The 13,678-nt window shown below is 76.1% G+C and carries 19 protein-coding genes and 1 pseudogene; 14 read left to right on the forward strand and 6 right to left on the reverse strand.

From position 1 onward, the window contains the following. The first annotated feature begins 141 nt into the window (after window positions 1–141). The 11 genes from O7628_RS16930 (at window position 142) to O7628_RS16980 (ending at window position 8,842) form a co-directional block, all read left to right on the forward strand. Complete coding sequence (locus tag O7628_RS16930; protein ID WP_074477066.1) at window positions 142–657, forward strand: MaoC family dehydratase; 516 nt, start codon at window positions 142–144, stop codon at window positions 655–657. A gap of 70 nt (window positions 658–727) precedes the next feature. Next, window positions 728–1,252, forward strand: a complete 525-nt coding sequence (locus tag O7628_RS16935; protein WP_278131816.1) for a hypothetical protein — start codon at window positions 728–730, stop codon at window positions 1,250–1,252. Window positions 1,253–1,329: 77 nt separating this feature from the next. Beyond that, window positions 1,330–1,953, forward strand: coding sequence for an RNA methyltransferase (locus O7628_RS16940; protein WP_178063281.1), 624 nt, complete (start codon window positions 1,330–1,332; stop codon window positions 1,951–1,953). Window positions 1,954–2,058: 105 nt separating this feature from the next. Then, complete coding sequence (locus tag O7628_RS16945) at window positions 2,059–2,742, forward strand: DUF6758 family protein (protein WP_343071146.1); 684 nt, start codon at window positions 2,059–2,061, stop codon at window positions 2,740–2,742. Between the two features lie 134 nt (window positions 2,743–2,876). Further along, entirely contained in the window at window positions 2,877–3,035 is a 159-nt protein-coding gene (locus O7628_RS16950; RefSeq protein WP_165878125.1) for a hypothetical protein, read from the forward strand. Window positions 3,036–3,041: 6 nt separating this feature from the next. Continuing rightward, entirely contained in the window at window positions 3,042–3,920 is an 879-nt protein-coding gene (locus tag O7628_RS16955; protein WP_178063282.1) for a PH domain-containing protein, read from the forward strand. A gap of 105 nt (window positions 3,921–4,025) precedes the next feature. After that, entirely contained in the window at window positions 4,026–4,859 is an 834-nt protein-coding gene (locus tag O7628_RS16960; protein WP_278131819.1) for a SigE family RNA polymerase sigma factor, read from the forward strand. A gap of 56 nt (window positions 4,860–4,915) precedes the next feature. Continuing rightward, the gene (locus O7628_RS16965) at window positions 4,916–6,148 is read left to right on the forward strand and encodes a hypothetical protein (protein ID WP_278131821.1); all 1,233 of its coding nucleotides are present in this window, start codon (window positions 4,916–4,918) and stop codon (window positions 6,146–6,148) included. A 119-nt stretch (window positions 6,149–6,267) separates the two neighbouring features. Then, entirely contained in the window at window positions 6,268–7,149 is an 882-nt protein-coding gene (locus tag O7628_RS16970) for a PHP domain-containing protein (protein ID WP_278131823.1), read from the forward strand. A 32-nt stretch (window positions 7,150–7,181) separates the two neighbouring features. Then, window positions 7,182–7,796: a MarC family protein gene (locus O7628_RS16975; protein ID WP_074477074.1), complete on the forward strand. Its 615-nt coding sequence runs from the start codon at window positions 7,182–7,184 to the stop codon at window positions 7,794–7,796. Between the two features lie 224 nt (window positions 7,797–8,020). Continuing rightward, complete coding sequence (locus O7628_RS16980; RefSeq protein WP_278136326.1) at window positions 8,021–8,842, forward strand: PD-(D/E)XK nuclease family protein; 822 nt, start codon at window positions 8,021–8,023, stop codon at window positions 8,840–8,842. A 200-nt stretch (window positions 8,843–9,042) separates the two neighbouring features. Here the strand turns inward: O7628_RS16980 and O7628_RS16985 are convergent, their stop codons facing one another. After that, window positions 9,043–9,894 (reverse strand): oxygenase MpaB family protein, encoded by an 852-nt coding sequence (locus O7628_RS16985; protein WP_278131825.1) that lies wholly within the window; start codon window positions 9,892–9,894, stop codon window positions 9,043–9,045. A 54-nt stretch (window positions 9,895–9,948) separates the two neighbouring features. Continuing rightward, complete coding sequence (locus O7628_RS16990; protein WP_074477077.1) at window positions 9,949–10,377, reverse strand: Fur family transcriptional regulator; 429 nt, start codon at window positions 10,375–10,377, stop codon at window positions 9,949–9,951. 130 nt (window positions 10,378–10,507) lie between these two features. On the opposite strand from O7628_RS16990, the gene O7628_RS16995 reads away from it, so the two are divergent. Next, window positions 10,508–10,990, forward strand: a complete 483-nt coding sequence (locus tag O7628_RS16995; protein ID WP_074477138.1) for a DUF2231 domain-containing protein — start codon at window positions 10,508–10,510, stop codon at window positions 10,988–10,990. Window positions 10,991–11,077: 87 nt separating this feature from the next. Here the strand turns inward: O7628_RS16995 and O7628_RS17000 are convergent, their stop codons facing one another. After that, entirely contained in the window at window positions 11,078–11,419 is a 342-nt protein-coding gene (locus O7628_RS17000; RefSeq protein ID WP_074477078.1) for a hypothetical protein, read from the reverse strand. 75 nt (window positions 11,420–11,494) lie between these two features. On the opposite strand from O7628_RS17000, the gene O7628_RS17005 reads away from it, so the two are divergent. Next, window positions 11,495–11,671: a hypothetical protein gene (locus O7628_RS17005; RefSeq protein ID WP_278131829.1), complete on the forward strand. Its 177-nt coding sequence runs from the start codon at window positions 11,495–11,497 to the stop codon at window positions 11,669–11,671. Between the two features lie 36 nt (window positions 11,672–11,707). On the opposite strand, the gene O7628_RS17010 is transcribed toward O7628_RS17005, so the two are convergent. Beyond that, window positions 11,708–12,223, reverse strand: a complete 516-nt coding sequence (locus O7628_RS17010) for a flagellar biosynthesis protein FlgA (RefSeq protein ID WP_278131832.1) — start codon at window positions 12,221–12,223, stop codon at window positions 11,708–11,710. Window positions 12,224–12,487: 264 nt separating this feature from the next. Here O7628_RS17010 and O7628_RS17015 point away from each other — a divergent pair, with 264 nt between their 5' ends. Then, a complete protein-coding gene (locus O7628_RS17015) occupies window positions 12,488–12,727 on the forward strand; it encodes a hypothetical protein (protein WP_278136463.1) in 240 nt (79 codons plus the stop codon). Between the two features lie 14 nt (window positions 12,728–12,741). Here O7628_RS17015 and O7628_RS17020 read toward each other — a convergent pair. Next, window positions 12,742–12,903: pseudogene (locus O7628_RS17020) on the reverse strand (FmdB family zinc ribbon protein); the annotation flags it as partial. Between the two features lie 18 nt (window positions 12,904–12,921). After that, the gene (locus O7628_RS17025; protein WP_278131833.1) at window positions 12,922–13,608 is read right to left on the reverse strand and encodes a 5-formyltetrahydrofolate cyclo-ligase; all 687 of its coding nucleotides are present in this window, start codon (window positions 13,606–13,608) and stop codon (window positions 12,922–12,924) included. Window positions 13,609–13,678 lie beyond the last annotated feature (70 nt).

The following is a 13,678-nucleotide window of genomic DNA, read 5'->3' on the forward strand; positions in this document are numbered from 1 at the left end:
GCCCCGCCGCTCATTGCGTCTCCCCCCGGGAGCGCGGCCGGTGTGACATTTCCTCGGCCGCCTGCGGCCCCCGGCCTCGCCTTAACCCTCGATAAGGCATGCTGGCCCGAACTCCGTCGCCCGCCCGTGAAGGGGACCCCGATGCAGTTCGGCCGCTACTACGAGGAGTTCGAGGTCGGCGCGGTCTACCGGCACTGGCCGGGCAAGACCGTCACCGAGTACGACGACCACCTCTTCTGCCTGCTCACCATGAACCACCACCCCCTGCACCTCGACGCGCACTACGCCGGGTCGGCGAGCCAGTTCGGCCGCAACGTGGTGGTCGGCAACTACGTCTACTCCCTGCTGCTCGGCCTGTCCGTGCCCGACGTCAGCGGCAAGGCCATCGCGAACCTGGAGGTCGAGTCGCTGCGGCACGTCGCACCGACCTTCCACGGCGACACCATCTACGGCGAGACCACCGTCCTGGACAAGCGCGAGTCCTCCTCGAAGCCCGACCGGGGCGTCGTGTCGGTCGAGACCCGCGGCTACAAGCAGGACGGCACCATGGTCTGCGTCTTCCGCCGCCGGGTGATGGTCCCCAAGCAGGCGTACGCCGCCGCGACCGTGCCCGAGGGCGTCGACCCGGAGCGGCCGAGCTTCCCCGAGCCGCGCTGACCCCGTTCGTCCGCCGGCGGTCCGCGCCGCGCGGTTGCGGGAAGGGCCCCGACCGGCCGTACGAGGTCATATGCTGGCGCCGGAGGTGCCCATGAGCCACTCCGTCGCCGGAGAGCCGTCCTCTGCCGGCCGCCGCGCCGCACCGCTGACCACCGCCGCCTACTCCGCCGCCGAGTGGGACCTGCTGACCGGCCTGCCCGGCCGGGTGCTCGTGGCCGCCGCCGAGCCCGCCCCCGGCGGCCCGCCCCGGGGCGTCGCCGCCGGGCTGGCCGGCCTCGACGCCGTGGCCGCCGGGCGGGCCTCCGACAGCGACCTGGTGCGTGCCGTGGTCGCCGCCATCTACGCCCGGCACGACGGGGCGGCCCCCGAGGACCGGCTCACCGACCTGGTCGACGTGCTGGCCGCCTGCCGGGCCACGGTCCGGGTGCTGCGCCGGCGGGCCGACCCCGCCGACTCGGCCGCGTACCGGCAGTGGGTGCAGTCGGTCGCGGCCCGGGTCCGCCGGGCCACCGCCGGGGCCCCGGCGGGCGGGGCCGTGACCCCGGCCGACCGGCGGTTCCTGCACCGGCTGGGCGGGGCCCTCGACCTGGGCTGAACCGGAGCGACCCGACGGGTGGCCCCGGCGCCCCCGGCGGCGCGGGGCGGCCGGGAGGTCCGTACCCTCTCCAGATCGTGACCGGTGATCAGCCTGAGGTCGGCGTGGGGCCGTGGACCGGCGACCCCCCGGACGACCCGCGCTACGACCCGGAGCTGCTCGCCGAGGGCGACCGGCGCAACGTCGTGGACCGGTACCGGTACTGGCGGCGGGAGGCCGTGGTGGCCGACCTCGACCGGCGTCGGCACGACTTCCACGTGGCGATCGAGAACTGGCAGCACGACCTCAACATCGGCACCGTGGTCCGCAACGCCAACGCCTTCCTGGCGGCCGAGGTGCACATCGTGGGGCGGCGGCGGTGGAACCGGCGGGGCGCCATGGTCACCGACCGGTACCAGCACGTCCGCCACCACGAGACGATCGGGGAGTTCGCCGCCTGGGCGGCGGACCGGGGCCTGCCGGTGGTCGGCATCGACAACCTGCCCGGCTCCCGGCCGCTGGAGACGACGAGCCTGCCCCGCCGCTGCGCGCTGCTGTTCGGCCAGGAGGGGCCGGGGCTGTCCGAGGCCGCCCGGTCGGCCTGCGACCAGCTCTTCTCCATCGCCCAGTACGGCTCGACCCGGTCGATCAACGCCGGGGTGGCCAGCGGCATCGCCATGCACGCCTGGATCCGCGCCCACGCCGGCCCGCCGCCCGCCTGACGTCCGCCGCGCCGTGCCGCATCCCGCCGCGACGCGCCGGGGGATTCGGCCGCTCCACTTGACTGTGGGCCGAGCCGGGGCGACGGTGGAAACGTGAGTGTCGCGGTGAGTTGCCCCAGGTGTGGTGGATCCGTCCGGGAGCCGGACCTGATGCACACGGAGTGGCGCTGCGCGCGCTGCGGTCCCGTGCCGCCGCTGCACGTGCCGGAGCACATCGGAGCGGAGATCGTGGCCAGCGTCGTGGGCCGGGTCGCCGCCGCCGGTCCCGCCGACGGCCCCGCCACGCCGGTCTGGTGCCCGTGGCCGCTGCCGCCCGGCTGGACCCTCACCGGCGTGGCGTACGCCGGGGACGAACGCGCCGGGGTGCGGGCCACCGCCGTGGCCTTCGCCGGGCCCGAGCCGCTCGGCGGCGGCCCCGCCGACCTGGTGTTCGTGGCGGAGGAGCCGGGCGTCGGGCTGGGCACCCGGTTCGCCGGCATGGCCGGCCCCGACCCGGGCCCGCAACTCGCCGAGGCGCTGGACGATCCCGGCCCCGGGCATCCGGGGCATGTCGGGCAGGCCAGGATCCGTGTCGCCGGCCACCCGACTCCACTGTGGCTCGTGAATTCTCCGACGGATCGAAGCGCGTACGCCGGCGAGGCTCGGGGATTGTGGCTTCATGCGATAGCCTGGCCGGCGAGCGCGGGACATCTGCTCGCCGAGGACGTGGAGTTGCACGACCTCACAGAGTGGACGCCGTCCGAGCTCGTGTACGGCGCTCCGTCTCCGTACCTGCACGGGAAGGCCTGACGAGCCGAGAGGCTCGGCGAGTCTGCCCGTTCTGTCGGAGAGCGGACGCAGAGATTCACTGTACGACACCTAACTGATACTCTGGGTGCCGCTGCGGTAAATGGACCCGGCGCCGCGCGAGAGGATGGCCCGCCATGGTCAAGAAGGTCCTCACCTGGGCCGGTATCGCATTCTTGATCTTCTTTGTTGCGTACCGGCCAAATTCCGCCGCAGACGTCTTCAAGTCGATCGGCGGCGGCATTATGGACATCGCCCAGGGGTTCGGCGACTTCTTCACCAGCCTCATCGCCTAACCGCCGATGGGCAGCCCCTCCGGTCCGCCTTTCGACCCCGACGACCCCGACCGGGAGCGCCGGGACCGAGACACGGAGCCGATCCCCAGGGTCAGGCCCGACGACATTCCGGGCCCAGGCCCGGGGCCGGGCTTCGCCGACGGTCCGCCATTCTCCGACGACGCCGGCTACGGCGACGGTCCCTTCGGCGGCCAGGCGCGTTCCGGCCGGGCCTGGGTCCGTGACCCGGAGGCCGACTACCAGCCGCCGCAGATCTCCGAAGAGGAGCTCGCCGGGCTGCGGGTCGACGCTTCCGGCATGCCGCTCGGCCCCCGCCGGGTCCTGCCGCTGGAGGACGAGCCGAGCTCGCTTGTGGCGCGCTACCTCTTCCCCACCGAGCGCTACCGGGGTGAGTGGAAGCGGCACTGGATCCACCTGACCACGCCGATCCTGGTGGGCATCGGGGCGACCTTCGTCCTCGGCTACCTCTCCGGCTTCCTCGCCGGGCGGGACGTGGGCGCGCTGACCACCATCGCGGTGCTGCTCTGGTTCGCCGTGATGGGCTGGGTGGCCTGGAAGGTCGCCGACTGGTGGTACGACCGGTTCATCCTGACCAACAAGCGGGTCATGGTGGTCAACGGCATCGTCACCCGCAAGGTGGCGATGATGCCCCTCGCCCGGGTCACCGACATGAAATACGAGCAGAGCCCCACCGGCCGCGCCCTCAACTACGGCACGTTCGTGCTGGAGTCCGCCGGCCAGGACCAGGCGCTCCGCGAGATCAAGAACCTACCCAACCCGAACGAGCTCTACCTGCGCGTCGTCGAGGAGATGTACGAGCCGCAGGCGGTCGAAGCCCGGCTGGGCAAGGAGGCGGACGAGGCCAAGGCCGACGACGGGGCGTGAAACTTTCCGTCCGAACATCGGAGAACGCCGCACCTTTCGCCGTCGCCCGGTCCGCCCCGGGCATGACAACCTGCCATGCAGGCACGGGGGTGCGGGAGGTGAGCGGTGGCCGCGAAAGACCCGCTGGAGGAGGAGTTCCGCGAGTTCGTCGCGGCCCGCTCCGGGGCGCTGCTGCGCACCGCGTACCTGCTGACCGGCGACTGGGCCACAGCCGAGGACCTGCTCCAGACCGCGCTGACCAAGACCTACCTCGCCTGCAAGCGGCTCGGCGGCATCGAGGCGATCGAGCCGTACGCGCGCCGCGTCATGGTCAACACGTCGACGAGCTGGTGGCGGCGGCGCTGGCACGGTGAGCGGCCGACCGAGGTGCTGCCCGAACGCGCCGGGGTCGACGAGATCGAGCAGCAGCTCGACCGGGACGTGCTGTGGCGGCAGCTCAGGGCGCTGCCCAGCCGGCAGCGGGCGGTGCTGGTGCTGCGCTTCTACGAGGACATGTCGGAGGCCCAGACCGCCGCGCTGCTGGAGATCTCCCCGGGCACCGTGAAGAGCCAGACCTCCCGGGCGCTGGCCACCCTGCGCCGACGGCTGGGCGCGCAGGCCGCCCTCGACCTGACCGACGCCGCAGCGGAGCCGCAGCCCGCCGGGCGGGCGGGCAACCGGCCCGACCCCCGGACGCGGCCCGCCGCCGCCCGGTCCCGGCCCGCCCGGCAGGCCGACCCCGCCGCCCGCCCCGCCCCGGCGGCCCCGCCCCGTGCCGCCCCCGCGGCGGTGCCCGCCGTGCCGCGCCCCACCCGGGCCGGGGCACCCGCCGAGCCCGCCCCGGCCGGCCCCGGCCACCGGCCCGCCCCGGCCGGCGGCGCGCCGCTCCCGGTGGCCGGCGAGGCCGTCGTCGCCCCGCTCGGGGTGCCGGCCGAGGCCGTCGGCGCGGAGCGGAGGTGAGCGGGGTGGCCGGTCCCGGTGACAACCGGACGCCCGTTCCCACGCGTCCAACAGTCGTGACGACGGACGAGTTGGAGCGCGCCCTCCGGGAGACCTTCTCCCGGCAGGCCGCCGCGCCGCTGCCGGGCACCGTCGACCCGGCCGGCCTGGCCATCCGGCGGGCCACCCGGGTCCGCCGCCGCCGGGTCCTCACCGGCACCGCCCTGGCCGGCGTGGCCACGGTGCTGGTCAGCGTCGGCATGGTGCAGCTCAGTCCGCAGTCCGGCCAGTCCACCCCGCCGACCGTGGTGCTCGGCGACCCGCGCGGCTCCTCCTGGCCGGTGCCGGAACCGGTGTCGAGCCCGTCGGCCGGATCGCCCCGCCCGGCCCTCGGGCCGGCCGGCGGCGCGGTGGACCTGATCGTCGACGGCACCCTCTACACCGCCGGGAACACGGACATCCCCCTCGGCGTCGTCGCCGCCGACCGGGCGCAGCGCGTAGCGGACAAGGGCGGCTGGCTGGTGGTGGGCGCGCCCACCGTTGCCGGCCGGGCCCTGCTGTCCGTGCACCCCGACGGCAGCACGCGGGTGCTGCTGGCCGGCGCGGAGGCGATCGCCGTCGCCCCCGACGGCGACCAGGTCGCCTGGCGCGACGGCGACCGGATCTCCCTCGCCGGGATCGTCGCCGACCGGCTCGTCGCCGTCTCCGGCACGACGGCGACCGGCGCGGCCGTGCCGGTCGGCTTCGCCGGCAACTCCGTCCTGGTACGCCGCGACCCGGCCGGACCCGGTTACGCGCTCTGGCATCCGGCCACCGGCGGGCTCACCACCGACGGCTGGCGCGACGTCCTCGCGGTCCACGGGGCGCTGCCGGACGGCCGGCTCGTCGGCCTGGTCCCCGCCGGCACGCCCCGACGCCCCTGCCTGGCGCTGCTCGACCCCGCCCGGGCGCTGGCGACGATCCGCACGGCCTGCGGGCCGACCCTCAGCGCCGACGGGCTCGGCGGGGTCTCCGCCGACGGCCGCTGGCTGCTGTTGAACGGCCGCACCGGCTCGCCCGACGGCACCGGGGCGCTCCTGGTCGACCTCGCCACCCTCGGCGGCACCCCGGTCGCCCGCCCCGCCGGCCCGACGCTGGCCGGGGCGGTGTGCTGGACGCCGGCCGGCGCCGCCTGGTATGTGGCCGCCCGGGGCGGGCTGGTGCCGGTGCGGCCCGACCGCGTGGTCGCCGGGGAACCGGCCGTCGCCAGCCCGGTGACCGGCGTCGAGCCGGCCGACCGGCCGGTCGTCGTCACGGACCCCGCACCGTGACGGGCAGCCGGCACCGATCCGGCGCTCCGACCTGCCGTCAGCGTCGACCCGGCGCGCTGACCTGCCGTGGGCGTCGACCCCGCACCCTGACCTGCCGTCGGCACCGGTAGCGTCGGACGATGACCCCGCCCCCGGTGCCGGCCGCCGCCCGGATCGACCTGCACGCCCACTCGACGGCCAGCGACGGCACCCTCACCCCGGCCGAGCTGGTCCGGGCCGCCGCCGACGCCGGCCTGGACGTCGTGGCGATCACCGACCACGACACCACCGCCGGGTGGGCGTCCGCCGTGGCCGCGCTGCCCACCGGCCTCACCCTGGTCCGGGGCGCGGAGCTCTCCTGCCGGTGGCACGGGGCCGACCCGCCGGTGGCGCTGCACCTGCTCGCGTACCTCTTCGACCCGGACGAGCCGGAGCTGGGCGCGGAGCTGGCTCGGGTGCGGGCCGCCCGCGAGGCGCGCGGCGAGCGCATCGTCGCGCTGCTGCGTGCCGACGGCGTCGAGCTGAGCTGGCCGGAGATCCTCGCCGGGGCGGCCGGCGGGACGGTCGGTCGCCCGCACATCGCCCAGGCCCTCATCCGCGCCGGGCTGGTGGCCACCACCACCGAGGCGTTCGGGCCGGACTGGCTGGGCGAGCGGTACCGGCTGCCCAAGGACGACATCGACGTGTTTCGGGCGGTCGGGCTGGTGCGCGCCGCGGGCGGCGTGCCCGTCTTCGCCCACCCGAGGGCGAGCCGGCGCGGCCGGATCGTGCCCGACGAGCTGATCGTCGCGCTGGCGGCGGCCGGGCTCGCCGGCCTGGAGGCCGACCACGAGGACCATTCCCCGGCCGAGCGGGCGCACGTTCGGGCGCTCGCCGCCGAGTTGGGCCTGTTCGTCACCGGCTCGTCGGACTTCCACGGCACGCACAAGACCGTCCGGCTCGGCGCGTTCACCACCTCGCCCCAGGCGTACGGGCGGATCGTGGCCGGGGCCACCGGCGTGACCCCGGTCGCTTCGGCCTGATCCGCCTCCACCTGCGCGGCTACCCTCTCCGGGTGGATCTGAAGCTCTTCGGTGAGGTCTTCGTGACCCTGCTGGTCATCGTCGACCCGCCGGGCATGATGCCGATCTTCCTCGCGCTCACCGGCCCCCTGTCCGCCCGGGACCGCAACCGGGCCGCCTGGCAGGCGGTGGCCCTGGCGCTCGGGGTGATCGTGGTCTTCGCCGTGGCCGGGCAGACGTTGCTGGCGTACCTGCACGTCGACCTGCCGGCGCTCCAGGCGGCCGGCGGGCTGCTGCTGATCCTCGTCGCCCTGGAGCTGCTGACCGGCAAGGCGGACGACCCCACCCAGCAGGCCACCTCGAACATCGCCCTGGTGCCGCTGGGCACCCCGCTGCTGGCCGGGCCGGGCGCGATCGTGGCGACCATGCTCTTCGTCCAGCAGGCCGACCGGGCGCTCGACTACGGCGCCATCGCCGCGGCCATCGTGGCGGTGATGCTCACCGTCTGGGTGGTGCTGCGCTTCTCCGGCGGGATCGTCAAGATCCTGCGGCCGGGCGGGATCGAGGTGCTCACCCGGATCGCCGGCCTGCTGCTCGCCGCGATCGCGGTGCAGCTCATCGCCGACGCCATCGCGGCCTTCGTCACCCAGTACGCAAACGCGACCTGAGCGGCGCCACCGTGGGCGTGGCCGATCCGGCGGCGCGACCCGCCGGCCGGGTCGGGCCGGCTGTCGTATCCGGGTGGCAGGATCGCGGGGTGCGACCAGCCTCCTCATCCGGCCGCCCCGCCGGTCGACCCGCCGCCGGGGCGGGCCGGACCCCGCGCCCCCGCGCCGGCCAGCCCGCCCAGTCCCGTCGGGCCGCCGAGCCCGAGCAGCTCGGCTTCGACGGCATGCCGGAGCGGCTGTTCGTGTGCACCCCCAGCAAGCTCGGCGCGTACGCGGACTGCCCCCGCCGCTACCGCTACTCGTACGTGGACCGGCCCGCGCCGCCGAAGGGCCCGCCGTGGGCCCACAACTCGCTGGGCGCGAGCGTGCACAACGCCCTGAAGAACTGGTATGCCCTGCCCGTCGACCGTCGCCGCCCGGAGGCGCTGGCCGGGCTGCTGCGGGGCACCTGGGTGCGCGACGGGTTCCGCGACGACGAGCAGGAGCGCGACGCGTACCGGCGGGCGTTGGCCTGGCTGGAGTCCTACGTCGAGACGCTGGACCCGCAGGCCGACCCGGTCGGCGTCGAGCGGGTGGTGGCGGTCAGGACGGCGGTGCTGGCGTTCAACGGGCGCGCCGACCGGATCGACCTGCGCACCGGCGCGAGCGGGCCGGAGCTGGTGATCGTCGACTACAAGACCGGCCGCACGGGGCTGGACGCCGACGACGCGCGCGGCTCGCAGGCGCTGGCCCTCTACGCGTACGCCGCCGAGCGGGTGTTCCGCCGGCCGTGCCGCCGGGTCGAGCTGCACCACCTGCCCACCGGCACGATCGCGGCCCACGAGCACACCGTCGAGTCGCTGGCCCGGCAGGTCACCCGCGCCGAGGAGACGGCGCGGGACATCATGGCCGCCGAGCGGGCCGTCGCCGACGGGTCCGACCCGGACGACGCCTTCCCGGCCGAGCCGGGGCCGCGCTGCGGCTGGTGCGACTACCGCCGCACCTGCCCGGCGGGCGCGCAGACGCCGGGCAAGGACCCCTGGGCGGCCATGGACCGCCGGGACTGACCCCGCCGGCCTGCCGACCCCGGGCCGGCCCCGATCGGCCTCGCGCGGGGTGGGCGCGGGGCCGGCGTGCGGTCAGTGGGACGGGCGTGTCATGTCGGGCGGATGGCGGTATCCGAGCGGCGGGATGCCGCCATGTCGGCGACATCACGCCGAGCCCTCGGCCTGGCGGGCCGGCCTGGGGCGGGCCCGGCCGGTGCGGGTCAGCGGGGGGCCAGGCGGGCGGCACGTTCCTTCGCCGCCTGCTGCAACGGCCCCTCCCGCCAGCGCTGCGGCAGGGCCGCCAACGCCAGCCGCAGGGCGCGGACGGTGAGGTCGGCCGACAGTTCGGTGGTCGGCAGCCCCAGGCCGCCGTACAGCCGGCGGGCCCAGGGCGGCAGCAGCGCGAACGCGGTGCCGGCGACGCCGAAGTATGCCAGCCGGGCCGGCCCGAGGTTCAACCCGACCCGGGCCGGCAGGTTGAGCTTCCACGGCAGGGGCGGGGCGGTGAGGAAGACGGCCGTCTCCGCCGCCTCCCGGGTCATCCGCAGGGCCGGCCGGACCTGCCGGTAGTAGTCCGCGACCTCGGCCGCCGTGCCGGGCACGTCCGCCGGGTCGAGCCCCACCAGGGCCGCCGCCCGGCGCTGCTCGGTGTAGTAGCCGTCGGCCTCGGCGTCGGTCAGCGGCAGCCCGGCCCGGCGGGCGGTGCTGAGGAAGGACTCGACCTCGGTGACGTGCACCCAGCGCAGCAGCTCCGGCTCGTCGATCCGGAACTCCTGACCGGTGTCCGGGTCGGTGGCCCGCATCCGGCCGTGCAGGCGGCGCAGCCGGGCCCCGGCGGCCTCGGCCTCGGCGGTGGTGCCGTAGATGGTGGTGGCGACGTAGGTGGCCGTCCGGACCAGCCGGCCCCACGCGTCGGTGCGGTAGTTGCTGTTCTGGGCCACCCCGGCCATGGCCCGGGGGTGCAGCGCCTGGAGGTAGAGCGAGCGCAGGCCGGCGACGATCAGGATCGGCTCCTCGTGCACCTTCCACGTGACCGATCCCGGACCGAACAGGCCGATGTCATCGGAGTCCACCCGACCAAGGGTGCCACGCCCGGCCGCGTCCCCGGGCGGGCCGGGACGGCGCTGTCAGTCGTCGGCGCGGCGGCGGGCCTGGCAGGTGGGGCAGAGCCCCCAGAAGGTGACCTCCGCCTCGTCCACCTCAAAGCCGTGGGCGGTGTCCGGGTCGAGGCAGGGCTTCTCGCCGACCGCGCAGTCGATGTCGGCGATCTCGCCGCAGCCCCGGCACACCACGTGGTGGTGGTTGTCGCCGGCCCGCGCCTCGTACCGGGCGGGGCTGCCGGCCGGCTCGATCCGGCGGGACAGCCCGGCGCGGGACAGCGCGCCGAGGACGTCGTAGACGGCCTGGGTGGAGACCGAGTCGAGGCGTTCCCGCACCCGCCGGGTGATCTCGTCGACCTCCAGGTGGCCACCGGCGGCGAGGACGTCGAGCACGGCGAGGCGCGGCCGGGTGACCCGCAGGCCCCTCGACCGCAGCAGTTCCTCGCCACCGGACATGAGCTCAATGACAGCACGGGGCGCACCGGGCGACAAGCGAGCGTCTGACCTGGGTGGCCCGGGCCACAGCGCCCGAAGTGGGCGTACGCTGACGCCGCGGGGATCATGACGTACGCGGCCGGAGGTGTCGGTGTTCAGGGAGATCAACGGGCTGCCAAGCCACATCCTGGTGATCCACGCGGCGGTGGTGTTCGTGCCGCTGCTCGCGCTGCTGGCCAGCGCGTACGGGCTGGTGCCGAGGTGGCGTCCCCGGCTGGGCTGGGCGGTGGCGGGCCTCGCGGTGCTGACCCCGATCGTCACGTGGGTGTCGACCGAGACGGGCGAGGCCCTGGAGGAGGCGTTCGAGGAGAAGGGCTTCGACCCGGCCCTGCTCGCGCAGATCCACGAGCACTCCGAGTACGCCGAGACGCTGCTCTGGTTCACCGTGGGGCTCGCCGTGGCCGCCATCGCCCTGCTGCTGGTGACCCGCAACGACGACCGGGTCTCCCGGCTGCCGTCCTGGGTGCCCCTGCTGCTGACGGTCGTGGTGGTCGCGCTGGGCGTGGCCTCGCTGGTCTACGTCTTCCTCACTGGTGACTCCGGCGCCGAGGCGGCCTGGGGTCGGGTGCTCTGAGCCGACGCGGCCGGGGCCGGCCGGCGCGGGTGGCCGGGCCGCTGCCCCGGGCGACCGCGCGGTCGGCGGAGGGCGGGGGAGCCGCAGTCAGCGGAACGCCCTAGAGCAGAGCAGGCAGAGCAGGGCCAGCAGCACCACGCCGGCGACCGCGCCGGCGACCCAGGTGACGTGCTGAGCCCGCTGCTCGACCGCGTCCAACCCGGCCATGTCCTGCGGCGGCAGCTGGCGGGGCGGGGCGGCCCGCACGTGCAACGGGGGACGCCAGCCGGGCGGCGGTGGCGTGCTGGGCGGCGGCCCGCCGTACCCGGCCGACGGGTCGGCGCCGGCCGGGCCGGGCTCCGGTGGGCGCTTCGGGTCGTCGGTCGCGCCGTCGTCGGGCGGGCGACGCCAGTAGTCGTCCTCGGGGCGGTCACCGCTGGGCGTGGTCACGCCGACCGACGCTACCAACCGTCGGGCCGCGTGGCCGGTCGGACGCGGGCCGGAACCCGGGTAGTCTTGCCGCTCGTGAGCATCGACCCGGGGGCGCAGGCGCGCGGCGACGACGACCGCGCCGTCGACCTGAGCGAGGACTTCGTGGTGCTGCCCGAGCAGACGGCCGACGACACGGACCGGGGCTGGGGCGAGACGTCGGGCGGCAACGACGACTGGCTGCTCGCCGAGCGCCCGCCGCACTGGGGCTGAGCGCCGCCGCGGCCGCGCGTCGGAGGCGATGGCGGCTCACCCCCGCACCACGATCGCGAAGCGGCTGCCCTCGGGGAGCCCGACGGCGCGGTGCGCCTGCTCGGGCCGCAACGCCAGGTAGAGCGCCGAGGAGCCGTCGGTCGCGCCGGCACCGACCACGTCGAGCACCAGCGCCCGGGGCGCCAGCAGGTCGGCGTCGCCGGCCTGCCGGCCGGCAGGCACGGCGAGCAGGTCGACCCGGGCTCCCGGGCGGACGACCGCGAGCGCGGCCGGCTCGGCCAGCCGGATCGGCACCCCGACCGCCCCGTCGGGCAGCGGCAGGGCGGCCGGCGGCGCGGTGGGACCGGGCGTCGCCCCGGCGGCCGGGGGCGCGGCCGGCCCGGGGGAGTGGTCGCCGGCCGGCGGCGGGCAGCCGGCCGGGGTCTGGAGGACCGCCGCGGCGAGCCCGAGAAGTGCGGCGACCAGCGCGGCGCGCAGCAGCGTCGCCCGCCCCGGCAGCCGGGGGCGGCGCAGCGGCCGCAGTGATCCGGTGTCCGCCCCGGCGTTCCCCATCCGGCCCTCCCGCCCGCCCCCGGCACCAGGGCGGTGCCGGGAGCAGCAGGCTAGGCCGCGCGGGGGCCGTCCCGCCGGGCCGGGGACGGAACCTGTGGACAACCGGGCCGCCTGTGGACAACGCCCACCGGGGCCGATGATCTGTTAAGGCCCGGAATCGAGGTGAATCGTGGAAGATCCCGGCCCCCGGAGGGGCGGCCCTCTTCTTTCAGGATCTCCTGTGTCCGGAGCTGCCGTCGTCAGGAGGCGCTGGAGGCGGGGGCCTTGGCCGTGCCGCTCGACGAGGACGAGCCCGACGAGCCCGAGGACCCGGACGAGCCCGACGACGAGCCGGACGGCGAACCCGAGGTGCCGGACGAGCCCGACGCCGCCGAGGAGCCGGCGGACGAGCCGCCCGAGGCGCTCGACGAACCGGAGTCGCCGCCGGAGGACGACTCCGAGGCGGCCGGCTTGCCCGAGCCGTTCTTGGCCGCGTCCGAGCCGGAACGGGAGTCGGTGCGGTAGAAGCCCGAGCCCTTGAAGACGATGCCGACGGAGTTGAAAACCTTGCGCAGCCGCCCCGCACACGCCGGGCACTCGGTCAGCGGCTCGTCAGAGAAGGACTGCACCGCCTCGAGCTGCTGGCCGCACTCGGTGCAGGCGTACTGGTACGTGGGCACGGTCTCCTCCGGATCTGGCACGGCCGGTTGGCACTCGACTCATTCGAGTGCCAATGGTGCGTCATCGGACCCGGGTTCGTCCAGCGGAAGTGCCCGGACCGACACGGAGCCGCCCGTCAGCGTACGCAGCCCGCCGGAGGGGCTCACCACCGCGCGGACGGGTCGGTCGTGCGGCTCGACGGGCAGCCGCGCGACCAGCTCGCCGTCGTGCAGCAGGGCCACCGTGAGGGCGTCCGTGCGGACGCGGGCGAGCGCCCGGTCGTAGCTGCCGCCGCCGCGCCCCAGCCGCCGCCCGCGCCGGTCCACCGCCAGGGCGGGCACCACCACCAGCCGCGCGCCGGCGACCGCCGCCCGGCCGAGCCGGGGGCCCGTCGGCTCCCGCAGGCCCCGCCCGGCCGCGACGAGGCAGCCCGGCCCGGTGTACGCCGCCCAGTCCAGGTCGAGGTCGTCGCGGAGCACCGGCAGCAGCAACTCGCCGCCCGGCGGCAGCGCCGCGCGCAGCGCCTCCGGCAGCTCCGGCCCGCCCGGCTCCGAGCCGACGGGGACGTACGCGGTGACCCGGGCCGGGCGCAGCCGGCGTACCAGATCGGTCAGCGCGGCCCGGACGCGCGCCGCGGCCGCCGCCCGCTCCGGGGCGGGCAGCGCGCGGCGGCGGGCGAGCAGCTCCACCCGGGCCCGCCGCTTGGCCTCGTGGGTCACTTCCGCTCCATCAGAAAAATCCGGCACGCAACACTCCTGACGCAACGTTTGTCTCACGGTCGCACTGTGTCAGCATCGCTACATCGGGCGCGGAACT

The sequence above is a fragment of the Micromonospora sp. WMMD956 genome (assembly GCF_029626125.1).
Taxonomy (GTDB): Bacteria; Actinomycetota; Actinomycetes; order Mycobacteriales; family Micromonosporaceae; genus Micromonospora; species Micromonospora carbonacea.